General features: G+C 69.0%; 17 protein-coding genes. 12 read left to right on the forward strand and 5 right to left on the reverse strand.

Annotated elements, in window-relative coordinates:
• Positions 1-94: 94 nt before the first annotated feature.
• Positions 95-1,447 (reverse strand): rhamnulokinase family protein, encoded by a 1,353-nt coding sequence (locus AB0C26_RS12840; RefSeq protein WP_360246136.1) that lies wholly within the window; start codon positions 1,445-1,447, stop codon positions 95-97.
• A gap of 7 nt (positions 1,448-1,454) precedes the next feature.
• Positions 1,455-3,485 carry a bifunctional aldolase/short-chain dehydrogenase gene (locus AB0C26_RS12845; RefSeq protein ID WP_360246139.1) on the reverse strand — a complete coding sequence of 677 codons (2,031 nt, stop codon included), beginning with the start codon at positions 3,483-3,485 and terminating at the stop codon, positions 1,455-1,457.
• A gap of 1,338 nt (positions 3,486-4,823) precedes the next feature.
• Here AB0C26_RS12845 and AB0C26_RS12850 point away from each other — a divergent pair.
• The 5 genes from AB0C26_RS12850 to AB0C26_RS12870 all read left to right on the forward strand — a co-directional run bounded on the left by AB0C26_RS12850 (position 4,824) and on the right by AB0C26_RS12870 (position 7,587).
• The gene (locus tag AB0C26_RS12850) at positions 4,824-5,195 is read left to right on the forward strand and encodes a hypothetical protein (RefSeq protein ID WP_360246142.1); all 372 of its coding nucleotides are present in this window, start codon (positions 4,824-4,826) and stop codon (positions 5,193-5,195) included.
• Positions 5,192-5,647: a hypothetical protein gene (locus tag AB0C26_RS12855; protein WP_360246145.1), complete on the forward strand. Its 456-nt coding sequence runs from the start codon at positions 5,192-5,194 to the stop codon at positions 5,645-5,647. The genes AB0C26_RS12850 and AB0C26_RS12855 overlap by 4 nt, the downstream gene beginning before the upstream one ends.
• The gene (locus tag AB0C26_RS12860) at positions 5,644-6,222 is read left to right on the forward strand and encodes a hypothetical protein (protein WP_360246148.1); all 579 of its coding nucleotides are present in this window, start codon (positions 5,644-5,646) and stop codon (positions 6,220-6,222) included. Before AB0C26_RS12855 ends, AB0C26_RS12860 begins: the two co-directional genes overlap by 4 nt.
• Positions 6,223-6,247: 25 nt before the next feature.
• Positions 6,248-6,646 carry a roadblock/LC7 domain-containing protein gene (locus AB0C26_RS12865; RefSeq protein ID WP_360246151.1) on the forward strand — a complete coding sequence of 133 codons (399 nt, stop codon included), beginning with the start codon at positions 6,248-6,250 and terminating at the stop codon, positions 6,644-6,646.
• Positions 6,647-6,810: 164 nt separating this feature from the next.
• A complete protein-coding gene (locus AB0C26_RS12870; RefSeq protein WP_360246154.1) occupies positions 6,811-7,587 on the forward strand; it encodes a polysaccharide deacetylase family protein in 777 nt (258 codons plus the stop codon).
• Here the strand turns inward: AB0C26_RS12870 and AB0C26_RS12875 are convergent.
• On the reverse strand, positions 7,559-8,608 hold the full coding sequence (locus AB0C26_RS12875; protein WP_360246157.1) for a LacI family DNA-binding transcriptional regulator: 1,050 nt from the start codon (positions 8,606-8,608) through the stop codon (positions 7,559-7,561). The two genes, AB0C26_RS12870 and AB0C26_RS12875, sit on opposite strands and share 29 nt — an antisense overlap.
• Positions 8,609-8,844: 236 nt before the next feature.
• Between AB0C26_RS12875 and AB0C26_RS12880 the strand changes: the two genes are divergently transcribed.
• The 7 genes from AB0C26_RS12880 (at position 8,845) to AB0C26_RS12910 (ending at position 15,288) form a co-directional block, all read left to right on the forward strand.
• Positions 8,845-10,386, forward strand: coding sequence for a sugar ABC transporter ATP-binding protein (locus AB0C26_RS12880; protein WP_360246160.1), 1,542 nt, complete (start codon positions 8,845-8,847; stop codon positions 10,384-10,386).
• The gene (locus AB0C26_RS12885; RefSeq protein WP_360246163.1) at positions 10,383-11,405 is read left to right on the forward strand and encodes an ABC transporter permease; all 1,023 of its coding nucleotides are present in this window, start codon (positions 10,383-10,385) and stop codon (positions 11,403-11,405) included. Before AB0C26_RS12880 ends, AB0C26_RS12885 begins: the two co-directional genes overlap by 4 nt.
• A complete protein-coding gene (locus AB0C26_RS12890) occupies positions 11,398-12,387 on the forward strand; it encodes an ABC transporter permease (protein ID WP_360246166.1) in 990 nt (329 codons plus the stop codon). The genes AB0C26_RS12885 and AB0C26_RS12890 overlap by 8 nt, the downstream gene beginning before the upstream one ends.
• A gap of 85 nt (positions 12,388-12,472) precedes the next feature.
• Positions 12,473-13,492: a rhamnose ABC transporter substrate-binding protein gene (rhaS, locus tag AB0C26_RS12895; protein WP_360246169.1), complete on the forward strand. Its 1,020-nt coding sequence runs from the start codon at positions 12,473-12,475 to the stop codon at positions 13,490-13,492.
• 12 nt (positions 13,493-13,504) lie between these two features.
• A complete protein-coding gene (locus AB0C26_RS12900; protein ID WP_360246172.1) occupies positions 13,505-13,840 on the forward strand; it encodes an L-rhamnose mutarotase in 336 nt (111 codons plus the stop codon).
• Positions 13,833-14,999 (forward strand): L-rhamnose isomerase, encoded by a 1,167-nt coding sequence (rhaI, locus tag AB0C26_RS12905; RefSeq protein ID WP_360246175.1) that lies wholly within the window; start codon positions 13,833-13,835, stop codon positions 14,997-14,999. Before AB0C26_RS12900 ends, rhaI begins: the two co-directional genes overlap by 8 nt.
• 73 nt (positions 15,000-15,072) lie before the next feature.
• A complete protein-coding gene (locus tag AB0C26_RS12910) occupies positions 15,073-15,288 on the forward strand; it encodes a hypothetical protein (RefSeq protein WP_360246178.1) in 216 nt (71 codons plus the stop codon).
• 7 nt (positions 15,289-15,295) lie between these two features.
• On the opposite strand, the gene AB0C26_RS12915 is transcribed toward AB0C26_RS12910, so the two are convergent.
• Together AB0C26_RS12915 and AB0C26_RS12920 are read right to left on the reverse strand one after the other, a co-directional pair.
• Entirely contained in the window at positions 15,296-15,772 is a 477-nt protein-coding gene (locus tag AB0C26_RS12915) for a hypothetical protein (protein WP_360246181.1), read from the reverse strand.
• The gene (locus AB0C26_RS12920; RefSeq protein WP_360246184.1) at positions 15,769-16,707 is read right to left on the reverse strand and encodes a hypothetical protein; all 939 of its coding nucleotides are present in this window, start codon (positions 16,705-16,707) and stop codon (positions 15,769-15,771) included. The genes AB0C26_RS12915 and AB0C26_RS12920 overlap by 4 nt, the downstream gene beginning before the upstream one ends.
• Positions 16,708-16,710: the final 3 nt, after the last annotated feature.

The following is a 16,710-nucleotide window of genomic DNA, read 5'->3' on the forward strand; positions in this document are numbered from 1 at the left end:
TACTCGGCTCGTACCGCAATCGGCTGCTTTCTCGCTCCACCGGCGCTACCTGGGCTCGTACCGCGCGATCGGCTGCCTTCTCGCTCCACCGGCGCTACCTGGGCTCGTACCGGACGATTTGCTGGGTTTTTCGCAGGACGGCGCGCAGTGCGGTCAGGTCGCCGTCGATCACGCCGGCGGCGCGGGCCTGGACGAGCAGGTTGCCCAGGGCGGTCGCCTCGACCGGGCCGGCCAGCACCGGCAGCCCGCAGGCGTCGGCGGTGAGCTGGCAGAGCAGCTCGTTGCGGGCGCCGCCGCCGACGATGTGCACCGCGTCGACGTGTTTGCCGGAAAGCTCCTGTGCCTGAACGATCGCCCGTTTGTGCGCCAAGGCGAGACTGTCCACTATGCACCGGGTCAGCAGGGCCGGGCTCGCGTCCGGGGACAGCCCGGCCGCCTTGATCAGCCGGTCCGCCATGTCGCCCGGCGGCAGGAAGACCGGATCGTCCAGATCGACGACATGTGCGAACGGCTTCTCGCGGGAGGCGGCCCGCAGCAGCTCGACGATGTCGGGCGAACCCCACTCGCGCATGCACTCCTGAAGCGGCCAAAGCCCCATCACATTGCGCAGATAGCGAATCGTGCCGTCGACGCCGCCCTCGTTGGTGAAGTTGGCCGCCCGCGACGCCGCGCTCAGCACCGGCCCGGTCAGCTCCAGGCCCACCAGGGACCAGGTCCCACAGGAGATGTACGCGAAATTGTCGCCGGCCGCCGGTACCCCCACGACCGCCGAGGCCGTGTCGTGCGATCCGACCGCCACCACCCGCGTACCGCCGAAATCGCCGATGACCGACCCGGGGTGACGAATCGACGGGAAGAGCGAAGGCCGCAGGCCGAGCTTCTCGATGAGGGGCGAGGACCATTCCCGGGTACGCACGTCGACCAGCTCCGTGGTCGACGCGTTCGTGTACTCGGCGCCGGTCTCCCCGGTCAGCCAGTACGCGAGCAGGTCGGGGATGAGCAGAAGTTGCTGCGCAACCTCGTATTGCGGACTTTTCTTCGCCGCGGCCAGCTGATAGATCGTGTTGAAGGGCAGCTTCTGGAGGCCCGTGATCTCGTACAGCCGCTCGTCGCCGATCGTCTCGGCGACCCGCTCGGGAACGCCGTCGGTGCGGGCATCGCGGTAGTGCACCGGATTGCCCAGCAGCTCACCGGTCGCGTCGACGAGGCCGTAGTCGACCGCCCACGAGTCGATGCCGATGCTCTCGACCGGGCCGGCCCGCCTCAGCCCCTCCAGGACGCCGCGGTGGAGCCCGAGAATGTCCCAGTAAAGGGTGTGATTCGTCCGGACTGGCTCATTGCGAAAGCGATGCGCCTCAGACAGCGTGATCTCGCTGGGGCCGACGCGGCCGACCATGACGCGTCCGCTCGACGCGCCGAGGTCGACCGCGGCGAAATCCTTCGTCATCGGGTCGTCACCGCAGGAACGCGGCGGCCACGCCGGCGTCCACCGGGATGTGCAGGCCGGTCGTGTGGGTCAGGTCGCCGCCGGTCAGGACGAAGACCGCGTTCGCCACATGCTCCGGCAGCACCTCGCGCTTGAGCAGGGTGCGCTGCGCGTAGTACTCGCCCAGCTTCTCCTCCGGCACGCCGTAGACGGCCGCCCGCTTGGCGCCCCAGCCGCCGGCGAAGATCCCGGAGCCGCGTACGACGCCGTCGGGGTTGATGCCGTTGACACGGACGCCGTACTGGCCCAGCTCGGCCGCGAGGAGGCGTACCTGATGGGCCTGGTCGGCCTTGGTGGCGCCGTAGGCGACGTTGTTCGGGCCGGCGAAAAGCGAGTTCTTGCTGGAGATGTAGACGATGTCGCCGCCCATCCCCTGCGCGATCAGCACGCGCGCGGCCTCGCGGGAGACCAGGAACGAGCCCTTGGCCATCACGTCGTGCTGGAGGTCCCAGTCGGCCTCGGTGGTCTCCAGCAGCGGCCTCGAAATGCTCAGGCCGGCGTTGTTGACGACCAGGTCGACACCGCCGAAGGCGAGCACACCCTCGCGCAGCGACTGGACGATCGCGTCGGCGCTGGTGACGTCGGCGCCCACGGCGATCGCGGCGTCGGTCCCGCCGATCTCGGCCGCCACATTCTTCGCCGCCTCGAAGTCGCGGTCGGCGACGATCACGACGGCGCCCTCGGCGGCCAGCCGCAACGCGATGGCCCGGCCGATGCCCGAGCCGCCGCCGGTCACATAGGCGATGCGGGTGGCGAGCGGCTTCGGCTTCGGCATGCGCTGAAGCTTGGCCTCCTCGAGCGCCCAGTACTCGATGCGGAACTTCTCGGCCTCGTCGATCGGCGCGTACGTCGACACCGACTCGGCCCCGCGCATCACGTTGATCGCGTTGACGTAGAACTCGCCGGCCACGCGGGCGGTCTGCTTGTTGGCCCCGAACGAGAACATGCCGACGCCGGGCACCAGCACGATCGCCGGGTCGGCGCCGCGGATGGCCGGGCTGTCCGCGGTGGCATGCCGGTCGTAGTAGGCCTGGTAGTCCTCGCGGTAGGCGGCGTGGAGCTCTTTGGCCCGTTGTGCGATCTGTTCCAGCGGCGCGTCGGGCGCGGTGTCGAGGATGAGCGGCTTGACCTTCGTACGCAGGAAGTGGTCCGGGCACGAAGTGCCCTTCGCTCCCAGTTCCTCGAGGCGCTCGCTGTTGACGAAGTCGAGGACGACCTCACTGTCGGTGAAGTGGCCGACCTGGGGACGGTCAGTGGAGGCGAGGCCCCTCAGGTACGGGAAGATCAGCGCGGCCTTCTCGCGGCGCTCGGCCTCGGGCAGCGACGTGAACTTCCGGTCACCGAACGGCTGCGGGCGGCCGTGCTCCGCGAGGTACCGCTCGGCGGTCTTGATGATCTCGAGCGAGTTGGCCTCGCACTCGGCGCTGGTGGCGCCCCAGGCGGTGATGCCGTGCCCGCCGAGGATCACGCCGATGGCCTGCGGGTTCGCTTTCTGTACGGCGGCGATGTCGAGGCCGAGCTGGAAACCGGGCCGGCGCCACGGCACCCACAGAACCTTGTCGCCGAAGATCTCCTTGGTCAACGCCGGCCCGTCGGCGGCGGTCGCGATGGCGATACCCGAGTCGGGATGCAGGTGATCGACATGCGGAACGTCGATGAGGCCGTGCATGGCGGTGTCGATGGAGGGGGCAGCCCCGCCGCGGCCGTGCAGGCAGTAGTCGAAGGCAGCGACCATCTCGTCCTCGCGCTCGACACCGGGGTAGACACCGGTGAGCGCGCGGAGGCGGTCGAGCCGCAGGACGGCCAGGCCCTTCTCGCTGAGCGTGCCGAGATCGCCGCCGGAGCCCTTGACCCAGACGAGCTCGGCGGGCTCGCCGGTGACCGGATCGGTCTCGGTGCCCTTCGCCGAGGTGTTTCCCCCGGCGTAGTTGGTGTTGCGCGGATCGGCCCCGAGCCGATTGCTGCGCTCCAGAAGCTCACGCACTGCGGGATTCGTCATGGTTTCCTTCATCGCGGGGAGATGGCATGAAACGTTTCAGACGTTGCCGACACATTACGGCTCTGTGGCGTCCCCGGTCAAGACACAGATCACATTTGAAACGTTGCGAACCAGCGGCCGACCGCGCTATCCGCGCCCGCACAGCACGCCACTTCACGCCCCGGCCCAGCGGCCGAGACCCACTCATCACGCCGCCCGGCACCCACCTCCATCACGCCGCCTCGCCACTTGCCGCCGGCGTTCTTCACCCCACCTCGCGCCGCCCCTTCACGCCGCCCCGGCGCCCACTTCCTTCGCCGCCTCGCCGCCCAGATTTCGCACCGCCCGGCGCCCACATGCTTCGCCTCGCAGCGCGGATTTCGCACCGCCGGCGACCCACGTCCCTCGCATCGCCGCCCCGCCGCGCAGCTTCACGCCGCCCGGCGACCCACGTCCCTCGCATCGCCGCCCCGCCGCCTTGCCGCGCAGCTTCACGCCGCCCACCGCCCGCTTCCTTAACCCCACCTCGCGGCGCCCTTCACCCGAAGTGAGGGGGCAACGCCGGGTCGGGTGAAGGGGCGGCGCAAAGCTCGGGTCGAGCTCAGACCGCGGAAGCGCCGGACGGTGCCGCGGTGCCGCGAGCTGGGCGAAGGAGGCGACGCCGCGCGGCGCCAAAAGGACCGCACGAGCTGGCGAAGGAAGCGACGCCAGGCGGCGCGAAGGAAGGCCGCGAGCTGGGCGAAGAAGGCGACGCCGGGCGGCGCCAAAGGGCGGCGCGGGCTGGGCAAAGAAGGCGACATCAGGCGGCGCGAAGGAAGGCCGCGAGCTGAGCGAAGGAGGCGACGCCGGGCGGCGCGAAGGAAGGCGACGAGCTGGGCGAAGGAGGTAGCGCCGGGCGGCGTGAAGGGGCGGGCGCACCGTTCGGGGGGAGCTGAGCGCCGGGCCCCGTACGGCGGGTGGGTTCGCGATGAGATGCCGGGCTTTGCCCCGCCTCGCGGCGCCGGCTCTCGTTTCCGGTCTGGGGCGCGTGCCGCCCTCCTTCGTACTCAGAAGCCGGACAAAAGGGGATTCGCCGCCAGGCGCTACGCGATCACCGTGGGTGGGCTGCGTACAAAGATCATCTTTTCGGACTTGTCCATCCCACTATTCGATCTCTCTGGCACCGATCGGAGGATGCCGACGCGGGCTGTCCACTTACGACACAACGATCTTCGGATGGATCTAGGGGCTTTAGTCCTTTGTTTAGTGCTCAACCAAACTCGGCCGTGTCACTGTTGCCCGGAAAGCCCACCCGAGCACCGGATTCGTCACTCGCCGTCATAGGCGCGATCCGGGGCTCGTTTTTTGGAGGACAAGCAAGTGGCGAACATCGAGACTTCCCTCAAAGAGGCCATGACGATCGAGGGCGCCATCGGCGTGGCCCTGGTCGACTACACCAGTGGCCTCACCCTGGGTGTCATGGGCGGCGGCCTGAACATGGACATGAACGTCGCCGCCGCCGGCAACACCGACGTGGTCCGGGCCAAGGTCCGCACGCTCGAGATGCTCGGCCTCACTGACAGCATCGAGGACGTCCTGATCACGCTGGACTCGCAGTACCACCTGATCCGGCTGCTGCACGGCCGCGGCAACGAGGCTTTCTTCCTCTACCTCGCGCTGAACAAGAGCCGCGCCAACCTCGGCCTCGCGCGCCACCAGCTCCGCAAGATCGAAGCGGAACTCGACGTATGACGGCCCTCGACGAGAGCGGCCTGAACGTCCGCAGCACGTCGCAGCTGGTCAGCGACGCCGTCCGGCAGTTCCGGCAGCAGGTGCCGGAGTGCATCGCCAGCGGCCTCGTCGACATGTCGACCGGCATGCTGCTCGCCGTGGACACGCTCGACGACCACCCCAGCGAGGTGCTGGACCTGCTCGCCGCGGCCACGTTCGACCTGTTCCAGGGCCGCAACGTGACCATGATCGAGGACATCTGGAAGGCGCGCCGCGGCGTGCCGAACGACGATCACCACTACTTCCAGGAGATCCTCGTCCACAGCGACAACCTCGTGCACGTGTTCCTGCGCAGCCCCGTCAGCCAGGACATCGTCGCCGTGGTGGTGTGCCGCCGGACGGCGAACACCGGCATGCTCCTGGCCCAGGCCCGGATCGTCATGAAGCAGCTGGACGCCGGCCTCGCGGGATGACCCGGCCGACGGACCCGCCGCCGCTGGCGGACGCCCTGGGCATCCCCGGCGCCAGCGCGGTCTCGCTGCTCGATCCGGACGGCCCGCGCGTGCTGTGGTGGGCCGGCGGCGGACCGCCGGACGAGCAGCAGGCGGCGACCGTGGTGACTCTGGCCGCGGCCGCCGCCGGCATGGTCATGCTGGGCGAAACCGGCGACGAGCTCGGTGACGTCCTGCTGACCAGCAGCGACGCCTTCCACGTGGTGCGACTGGTCGAGGACGACACCGCACCGCTGGTCGCGCATCTGACCCTGCGCCGGGCCGGCGCCAACCTGGCGATGGCCCGGCGTGAGTTCGGGTCGCTCATCAAGGCGTACGCGGGAAAGGCCGATCAGACCACCGCCGCCACCGCACCCGCCCTCGCCGCGCCCTCCACTGCCCCGGAGGCGGAAACCCCCGCCGAACTGCCCCGGCGAAACCGGGTGGCACCGCCTCCCGCTGACGAGTCCCCCGACCTGTTCGGCCTGCTCGGCCAGCCTTACACCGCTGACGACGACGTGCTCGACCGCGTCCTGAACGCCCTACGCTCCCTCTGATCCGCTCCCCCTCCTGGAGAAAGCCGTGCAACCAGATCCGTATCAGGCCGTTCGCGGCGAGCTCGCCGCCCTCCGGCATCAGGTGACCGGCGTACGCGGCTGCGTCGTCGCCGGCGTCGACGGTCTGCTGATCCTGCACGACACGGTGTCCTCGACCGAGCCGCACGACATCGCCGCGCTCGCCGCCGGCGCGCACGGCATCAGCCGCACCTGCGGGGCGGCCCTGGGCCAGGGCTCCTTCCAGGAGGTGACGATCCGCAACACCGGCGGATATCTGGCGGTGTACGCGATCGGCGAGCTGGCCCTGCTGGCCGTGATCGGTGACAGCGGACTGAACATCGCCCGGCTCCACCTCGAGGCCCGCCCGGTCACCGCCCGCCTGGCCCGGCTGCTGCGGGTGGAAACCTCGCACCCCTTCGACTGAGCGCGGCCGCCCGGCCCGGCCGCGTGAACGGGCCTGCTACCAAGGGAACCCTCAACCTCTACGACTTATGGCCGAATGAGGCGTGCACTGAACCAGTCCAGTGGCCGAGGCGCTTCTTCCCATGATCAACGAGGCTATGAGACCGGTACGTTCATGGGGGATTCATGGTTACTCGTCGTTCGATGCTGCGCGGAGCTCTGCTCACCGCCGGTGGGGCGGCCACCGCATTCGCCGGCTCCGATCTGGTCAAACACTGGCTGGGCTGGGACCGGCCACCTCTGGGCGGCGGATACGCCGCGGCCGCCGACAACCTGGGCGCGGTAGCCCACGGCGGCGTGCAGATCCACTACTTCCAGCCGACCGCCGAGAAACTGGTGGCGCTCACCTTCGACGACGGCCCGCTGCCCGACTACACGCCACGCTTCCTCGACGCGCTCGACAAGGCCCAGGTGCCGGCCACCTTCTTTCTGGTCGGCCGCCACCTGGAGGCCAACTCGTCGCTGGTCCGCAATCGCCTGGACCGGCACGAGGTGGCCAACCACTCCTGGTCCCACGACGACCTGGCCACCCTCGACCTGGCCGGCGCCCGCCGCGAACTGGAACGCACCCACGAGGCCATCAGGAAGTACCTCGGACGCGAGCCCACGCTGATGCGCCCGCCCTACGGCCACCTGGGCGGATCGACGGTGCTGGCCGCCGACGCCATGGGGTACGACATCGTGCTGTGGTCACATCAGATGCGCGAACGCCAGTACGCCAGCGACCCCGAAGCCCAGGCGCGCGACTTGATCGACTCGATGCGCCCCGGCTCGATCATCCTGGCTCACGACGCCGGCACCAAGCGGCGGCTGGTCGCCTTGGACGCCCTGCCGACGATGATCGCCGGCCTCCGCTCCCGCGGCTACCGCTTCGTCACCGTCTCGGAGCTCCTGAAAAGCTAGCGCGGGAAACCGTGGAGGCGCGGGCCACCAGTTCCGGCGTGAACTGGAGCTGGCTGTGCTTGTGGTCCGGGTTCGTCGCCTCGTCGAGGACCAGCTGGGCGGCCGCCCGGCCCAGTTCCTGCCTCGGCTGGCGCACCGACGTCAGCGGCACCGCCGCCGCGGCCGCGAACTCGATGTCGTCGAAACCGACGATGGCCAGGTCGTCCGGTACGCGCAGGCCGGCTCCGATGCTCTGCTGCAGCAGGCCCAGGGCCAGCAGGTCGTTCGCGCAGAAGGCTGCCGTCGGGCGGCGCCGGGCGGGCAGGCCGGCCAGGCGTTCGCCGGCCGATCGTCCATCGGCGACGGTCATCGCGTCGGTGGGCAGGTAGATCAGGTCGTCGGGGGAACGGCCGAGTGACGACCAGATCTCGCGCGCGCCCTGCAGCCGTTCCTTCACCTGGCCCAGCGAGTCGGGGCCGCCGATGAACGCCACCCTTTCGTGGCCCTGCTCGGCCAGGTGTTCCACCGCTATGCGGCCGCCCAGCACGTCGTCGACGGCGACCGAGCAGCAGTTGTCGACGCCGCGGACGCGGTCGACCACGACCAAAGGGACGCCGCGGCGGGACAGCTCGTCCAGGTGGGGGGCCGCCGGGTCGACGGGGGTGATGAGGATGCCCTGGACGCGCTGCTGGAGCAGGCGGTCGAGGTGGACCTCCTCGCGGGAGGCCCGGCTGTTGCTGTTGCAGATGAACAGCGACAGGTCGGCGTCCTCGGCGGCCAGTTCGATGCCCTGGGCGACGTCGTGGAAGAACGGGTTGGTCCCGTCGAGCATCACGTAGGCCAGGGTGCGGCTGGTGCCCGCGCGCAGCTGGCGGGCCGACTCGTTGCGGACGAATCCGAGTTCCGTCATGGCGCGCTCGACCCGTTCGCGGGTGCGGGCGCTCACCACCTCGGGGCGGTTCATCACGTTGGAGACCGTGCCCAGCGAGACGCCGGCGGCGGCGGCCACGTCCTTGACGGACGGCGTCCTGCCGTTCAGCACCGCTACCTCCTCGACCTGCCGGCCGCACCGGCGGGGAAACGCAGAACCGGGTCACCGTACCCCGTAAGAGAAACTTCGGTTGAAACGTTGAAGCTACATCCTCAACGGTACCGGTCGAAATCTCAACGACCGTGTTTCCGCAACGTTTCGATCGAATGCTTGACACGTGTGATCGGGGCCACCTACGTTCTCTACACGTTCTCTGAAACATTTCAAAGTCCGACGTGGAGGTGGCTGTGGCGGACTCTTCGGCCAAGCCCGATAACCGCGCCGGCGACCTCGGGCCGGCCCGGCTCGAGGTCGCCGACGTCACGAAGTCGTTCGGCGCCGTCGCGGCCGTCCAGGGCGTCAGCTTCCCGCTCTACCCGGGCGAGGCGCACGCACTCGTCGGTGAGAACGGCGCCGGCAAGTCGACCATCGTCAAGATGCTCGCCGGAGTGCACCGGCCCGACACCGGCACGCTGCGGGTGGACGGGGCCGACGTCGAGTTCGCCGGCCCGGCCGACGCCAAGGCGGCCGGCATCGCCGTCATCTACCAGGAGCCCACGCTCTTCCCCGACCTCTCGGTCGCCGAGAACATCGCGATGGGCAACCAGCCGCTGACCAGGCTGCGCCAGATCGACCGCAAGACCATGACCGCGAACGCCGAGGCGCTTTTCCGCCGCCTCGGCGTGCACCTCGACCCGGGCCGCCCGGCGCGCGGCCTGTCCATCGCCGACCAGCAACTGGTCGAGATCGCCAAGGCGCTGTCGGCCGAGGCCCGGGTGCTGATCATGGACGAGCCGACCGCGGCGCTGTCCGCGGTCGAGGTCGAGCGGCTCTTCTCGGTCGTGCGCTCGCTGCGCGACGAGGGCGCGGCCATCATGTTCATCTCGCACCGCTTCGAGGAGATCACCGCGCTCTGCCAGCGGGTGACGATCATGCGGGACGGCAAGCACGTCGCGACCGAGCTGGTCTCCGAGCTCAGCGTCGACGACATGATCCGCAAGATGGTCGGCCGCGACCTGAGCGCGCTCTTCCCCAAGCAGGACGTCGAGCCGGGCGAGGTAGTGCTCGAAGTGGACAAACTGTCCCGTGAGGGCGTCTTCCGCGATATTTCGTTCCAGGTGAGAAAAGGCGAGATCGTCGCGCTGGCCGGCCTGGTCGGCGCGGGCCGCTCGGAGGTCATGCAGGCGGTCTTCGGTGTCGACCCGTACGACGAAGGAACCGTAAAGGTCGATGGAAAGAAGCTGAAGGGCGGCTCGCCCCGGGCCGCCATGGCGGCCGGTCTGGCTCTCGTGCCCGAGGACCGGCGCCAGCAGGGCCTGGTCATGGACCTGTCGATCGAGCGCAATGTGACGCTGCCGCGGGCCCGCAAGCTGGCCCGGCTGGGTCTGCTGTTCGGCGGCAGCGAGCGCCGGTCGGCCCTGACCTGGACCGAGAAGCTGCAGACCAAGCTGGGCAAGCTCAGCGACGCGGTCGGCACGCTCTCCGGCGGCAACCAGCAGAAGGTCGTCCTGGCCAAGTGGCTCGCCACCGGCCCGCGCCTGCTGATCGTCGACGAGCCCACCCGCGGCATCGACGTCGGCACCAAGGCCGAGGTCCACCGGCTGCTCTCGTCGCTGGCCAAGGACGGCATGGGTGTCGTCATGGTGTCGTCCGAGCTGCCCGAGGTGCTGGGCATGGCCGACCGCGTCATCGTGCTGCGCGAGGGCAAGGTCGCGACCGAGCTCACCCGGGCCGAGGCCACCGAGGAGTCAGTCATGTACGCCGCGATGGGACAGAAGGTTTCGGCATGACCACGTCTACGCTCGGCGCGCCCGCGCCCGGCCGGCGTTTCGCCGGCGGGCTGCTGAAGACCCGCGAGCTCGGCATCGTGCTCGCCCTCGTGGTGCTGATCGCCTACACCGCCATCGACAACCCGCGCTTCCTCTCCGGCCAGAGCATCCGCGACAACCTGCTCAACACGGCGATCCTCGCGGTGATGGCGGCCGGTCAGGCCGTCGTGGTCATCACCCGCAACATCGACCTGAGCGTCGGTTCGGTGCTCGGCATCAGCGCGTTCACCGTGGCCACCATGATGAGCGACAATCCGGGTCTGCCGATGATCGTCGCGATCGCCGTCGGCATCGCCGTGGGTGCGGTCGCCGGACTGATCAACGGCGTGCTGGTGCGGTACGGCAAGGTGCCCGCCCTGGTCGTCACCCTCGGCACGATGTACATCTTCCGCGGGCTGGTCTACTCGTGGGCCGGCGGCGACCAGGTCACCGCCGACGAGCTGCCGGGCCGCTTCCTCGACTTCTCCAACGACGACATCCTGGGCGTTCCCTGGCTGGTCCTGATCGCCCTGGTGGTGGTCGGCGGCATCTCGGTGATGATGCGGAACTACCGGATCGGCCGGGAGATGTACGCGATCGGCTCGAGCCCCGACGCGGCCGAGCTGGCCGGCATCAAGGTCGCCCGCAACCTGATCGTCGCGTTCATCCTCAGCGGCGCCGCCGCCGGCCTGGCCGGTGTGCTGTTCGCCGCCCGGTTCGGCACGATCGACGCCTCGGCCGGCAACGGCTACGAGCTGAACGTGGTGGCGGCGGTCGTGGTCGGCGGCGTGGCCGTCTTCGGCGGCAGCGGAACGGTCTGGGGCGCCGGCCTGGGCGCGCTGCTGCTGACCGTGATCAGCAGTGCTCTGGCCGTCCTGGACATCAACCAGTTCTGGCAGCAGGCGATCGTCGGCTCCCTGATCATCCTGGCCATCTGCGCCGACCGGCTGGTCGCGGTCCGGATCGCCCGCTCTCTCCGTAAGCGAGACGCTCATGTCTGAAGTGAAGAAGAGGCTGACCAGCTGGGACAGCATCATCATCCTGCTGACGATCGTGGTGCTGATCGTCGCGTCGGCGACCGTCGACAACTTCGGCACCAGCCGGAACTTCACCTTCATGGTGCTCGACCTGCTGCCGATCATCCTGATCGCGCTGCCGATGACGATGATCATCGTGACCGGCGAGATCGACCTGTCGGTGGCCAGCACGCTCGGCTTCACCAGCGCGCTGATGGGCTGGTTCTGGAACAACGGCCTGTCGATCGAGACGATCATCCCGCTCTGCATCGTGATCGGCGCGATCTGCGGCGTGCTCAACGGCTTCCTGATCACGGTGCTCGGCCTGCCCTCGCTGGCGGTCACCATTGGCACCCTGGCGCTGTTCCGCGGGCTCGCCTTCGTGGTGCTCGGTGACGGCGCGGTGGCCGACTTCCCGTTCAGCTACACCGACTGGGTCACCGGAACGATCGGCTCCTCGCCCGTACCCAATGTCCTGATCTTGATTGTGGTCCTGGCCCTGATCTTCGGCATCGTGCAGCACGCCACCCCAGTCGGCCGCGCGCTCTACGCGATCGGCGCGAACGACAAGGCCGCGCATTTCTCCGGCATCCGGGTGGCCCGGACCAAATTCTGGCTGTACGTCGTCAGCGGCGCCGTGGCCGGCCTGGTCGGCGTGCTCTGGACCCTGCGCTACTCCAGCGCCCGGGCCGACAACGGCTCGGGCCTCGAACTCGCCGTCGTCGCGGCCGTCCTGCTGGGCGGTGTGTCGATCTTCGGCGGAAAGGGCAGCCTGCCCGGCGTTCTGGCCGGTGTCGTGCTGCTGGCCGCGCTGCAGAACGCGCTGCGCCTGGAGGACGTCTCCGGGCAGGCGCTCAACATCGTCACGGGCGCCCTGCTCGTGCTCTCCGTCCTGCTTCCCAACATCGCCACCGCCGTTCGCGGCAACTGGCACCGCCGGCGCCTGCGCCAAGCCGCAGCCCGATAGCCCGGACCTGAAAAGAATGGAGTACGCCGTGCTTCGTCGCTCCCCCCGCACACTACTTTCCGTAACTTCTGCCGCACTCCTGGTCGTGGGCCTGAGCGCCTGTGGCGGCACCACGAAGGACAACACCGACAACTCGGCCGGCGGCTCGCAGGCTTCCGCGGCCGCCGACCCGAACGCGGCGACCAAGGAGGGCCTGAAGATCGCCTTCCTGCCCAAGCAGCTGAACAACCCGTACTCCGATGTGGAGGTCGGCGGCGGCAAGGTGGCGGTCGGCGAGGTCAAGGGCGAGTACAAGCTGGTCGGCCCGAACGACGCCTCGGCCTCGTCGCAGGTCTCGTACATCAACACCCTGATCCAGCAACAGCAGGACGTCATCGTGGTCGCCGCCAACGACCCCAACGCGGTCTGCCCGTCGCTCAACCAGGCCCGCGCCGCCAAGATCAAGGTCGTCACCTTCGACTCGGACGCCTCCAAGGACTGCCGCGACGCGTTCATCAACCAGGCCACCACCCAGGGCATCGGCGAGTCCCTGGCCAAGATGGCCCTGGAGCAGGCCGGCGGCGAGGGCGAGATCGCGGTCCTCTCGGCCACCCCGAACGCCACGAACCAGAACGCCTGGATCGACGTCATGAAGAAGGAACTGGCCAAGCCCGAGTACGCGAAGCTGAAGCTGGTCAAGGTGGCCTACGGCAACGACGACGACCAGAAGTCGTTCCAGGAGGCCCAGGGTCTGCTCCAGTCGTACCCGAACCTGAAGGCGATCGTCGCCCCGACGACCGTCGGCATCGCGGCGGCCGCCCGCTACATCGGCTCGTCGTCGTACAAGGGCAAGGTCGCCGTCACCGGTCTCGGCCTGCCGAACCAGATGCGTGAGTACGTCAAGAACGACACCGTGAAGAAGTTCGCGCTCTGGAACCCGGCCGACATCGGCTACCTCGCCGCGTACGCGGGCACCGCCCTGGCCTCCGGTCAGATCACCGGCGCCGAGGGCGACAAGTTCAAGGCCGGCAAGCTCGGCGAGTACACGGTCGGCAAGGACGGCGAGATCGTCCTCGGCCCGCCGACCGAGTTCACCGCCGCGAACATCGACCAGTTCAACTTCTGAGTCGGCCGGCACATGCGTTACTGCTTCAACCTCCAGGTCCGCCCGGAGCGGATGGCGGAGTACGTGGAGCGGCACCAGGCCGTGTGGCCCGAGATGCAAGCGGCACTTCGGGCCACCGGCTGGCGCAACTACTCCCTGTTCCTGCGAGAAGACGGCCTCCTGATCGGCTACGTCGAGGCCGACGATCTCGAAGCGTCCCAGGCGGCAATGGCGGCGCTGGACGTCAACACCCGGTGGCAGGCGGAGATGGCCCCCTTCTTCGCCGGCACCTCACCCACCGACGGATTCCCGTTGCTGACCGAGGTGTTCCACCTTTCGAATGAGCCTTTGGAGGCCCCTCATGACTGACCTCGCCGCAGTCAAGCGCGCCCTGGCGGCGCAGCGCATCGAGACCCCGTCGTGGGCCTTCGGCAACTCCGGCACCCGCTTCAAGGTGTTCCCGCAGGAGGGCGTGCCCCGCACCCCGGAGGAGAAGATCGCCGACGCCGCGGTCGTGCACCGCTTCACCGGCGTCGCGCCGACCGTCGCCCTGCACATCCCGTGGGACAAGGTCGACGACTACCAGGCCCTCGGCGAGTACGCGAAGTCGCAGGGCGTGGCGATCGGCGCCATCAACACCAACGTCTTCCAGGACAACGACTACAAGCTCGGCTCGGTCACCAACCCCGACCCGGGCATCCGGCGCAAGGCCACCGATCACCTGCTCGAGGCGATCGACATCATGGACCAGACCGGGTCCCGCGACCTCAAGCTCTGGTTCTCCGACGGCATCAACTACCCGGGGCAGGACGACCTGCGCCTGCGCCAGGACCGGCTGCACGCCGCGCTGCAGGAGGCGTACGACCGGCTCGGCGACGACCAGCGCTTCCTGCTCGAGTACAAGCTGTTCGAGCCGGCCTTCTACGCCACCGACATCCCGGACTGGGGCACCTCGTACGCGCACTGCGTCGAGCTCGGCGAGAAGGCCACGGTCTGCATCGACACCGGCCACCACGCGCCCGGCACGAACATCGAGTTCATCGTGGCGTTCCTGCTGCGCCAGAAGAAGCTCGGCGCGTTCGACTTCAACAGCCGGTTCTACGCCGACGACGACCTGATGGCGGGTGCCGCCGACCCGTTCCAGCTCTTCCGGATCATGTACGAGATCGTCCGGGGTGACGCGCTGGACCCGGCGTACGGCATCAACTTCATGCTCGACCAGTGCCACAACATCGAGGCGAAGATCCCGGCGATCATCCGCTCGGTGCTCAACATCCAGGAAGCCACCGCCAAGGCCCTGCTGGTCGACCGCGACGCGCTGGCCAAGGCGCAGACCGAGGGCGACGTGCTCGAGGCGAACGCGGTGCTGATGGACGCCTACAACACCGACGTCCGCCCGCTGCTGGCCGAGGTCCGCGCGGACGCCGGCCTCGACCCGGACCCGGTACGCGCGTACAAGGCCAGCGGCTACCAGGAGAAGATCGTCGCCGAGCGCGTGGGCGGCGAGCAGGCCGGCTGGGGCGCCTGAGAGTCGGAAAGGCCCGCCGGGTTCCTCAACCCGGCGGGCCCACCGGCCGATCCTTACGGCCATGGAGCAGTACATGAACTCTGCCTACGACGTGACGAGCCAGCTCTTCGGCCCCGAGTCGGGCATCCCGTGGTGGGCCTGGATCGTCGTCGCCGTCGCGATCTTCTGGAAGATCGCCGTCCGCGAGCCCAAAACCGCCGACGAGCAGGCCCACGAACGGGACGAAGTCATGCTGAACGGCATGTTCGCCGACAACAAGGGCAAGAAGTCGAAAAAGAAGAAGAAGTAACCCGGCCTCAGGCCGCGTCCAGGAGTTTTCGCTGCTCCCGGATGAGGTCGACACAGGCTGGGCTGCCGCGCTCGTCGTCGATCGTGATCCGCCGTCCGATCCCCTGCCGCTGCAACGTCGCGTCGTAGCACTGGAACAGGACGTTCGACACGTCGCCGGGCCTCGCCCCCTCGCTGAGCCCCGAGAGCATGACCAGCGCGGCGTCCAACATGATCGAGCCGACCGTCCCCTCGGTGTCCAGATGGGGATAGATCCGCCCCGAGATCTCGTAGGCGCTCTGTGGCGAGGCACCCGCCCGCCCGGCGGTCAGAGCCTCCTCGATCAGCGCACGGGCGCCCGGGGCGGGGATCGCGGCGAGCGGCGTCAACGACCGGAACATCGCGTAGTCGATGGCCTCGCACATGATGTGTATGCGCTCGGCCTCACTCTTGCCTTTCGCCACCTGTTCGGCGTCGGTCATTCCCCGCGTCCACAAATCGCTCATCGGATCTCATCCTTCCGCGACGGCGGCCGGAACCGGGCCACCGTCAGACCGAACCCGACGATGACGTCCCGGCCGTCGGTCACCGCGAGAGTGCGGGCCGCCGTCGGTAGGCGCAGCGCCGGGACCACCTCGGCGCCCGACTCCAGATCGACGAGCGACACCGTGCGATCTTGACGGGCGAGGTAGACCAGGGGCCACGCCGCCACCGCCACCGCGGTGATCACCTCGCCGGTGACCGCCGGTCCGCGACGGCGACCGGACAGATCACCGGCCCAGGCGGTCTGCCATTTGTTCCACGGCTCCGCGTAGCTGCCGCAGACGAACCGGTCACCCTCCGCGGCAGCCATGAACTCGCCGTCGGCATGCGGAAGGCGCACCGCCTCGGTCAGATCTTCCAGCCAGAACAGCTGCGGGTGCCGGGCGTGCGACGAGGTGACCGCGATCGGCCCGCGATCGGTCGAGCCGATCACGACACGCGACGTCTCCCGGTGCTTCTCCACCTGATCGATGACCGACCCGTCATCGGTTCGCCTGATCTCGAGCACACCCCGGTTGATCACGACCAGGACCTGTTCGCCGTGGACCGTGGCCGGGTCGATGTGTTTCACCTGCGGTTGGTTCATGTCGACGGCCGGCGGGATCTCGCGACCCGCGACGAGATCCCATCGCCGCAGCCATCGGTGCGATTGGTGCAGGGAGCCGGCGCCGGTCGCCGCCCGCACCTCCGCCCCTTCCCTCCACGTCGCCAACGCGACGATGCCCGTGACGCCGGTGTAGGTCGGCGGAGCGATCAGGGAACCATCACCGGCCCGCCGCGCCTCGATCGCCCCGCCGTGGTCGGCCGAGACCACCACGTCACGGTGAGCGATGCCGAGGCGGACGATCTGGTCGTCGCTTTCGCCGGTCACCCAGACCGTCCGCCATCGGCTCGTCATTCT

Source organism: Actinoplanes sp. NPDC048796 (assembly GCF_040650035.1).
Taxonomy (GTDB): Bacteria; Actinomycetota; Actinomycetes; order Mycobacteriales; family Micromonosporaceae; genus Actinoplanes.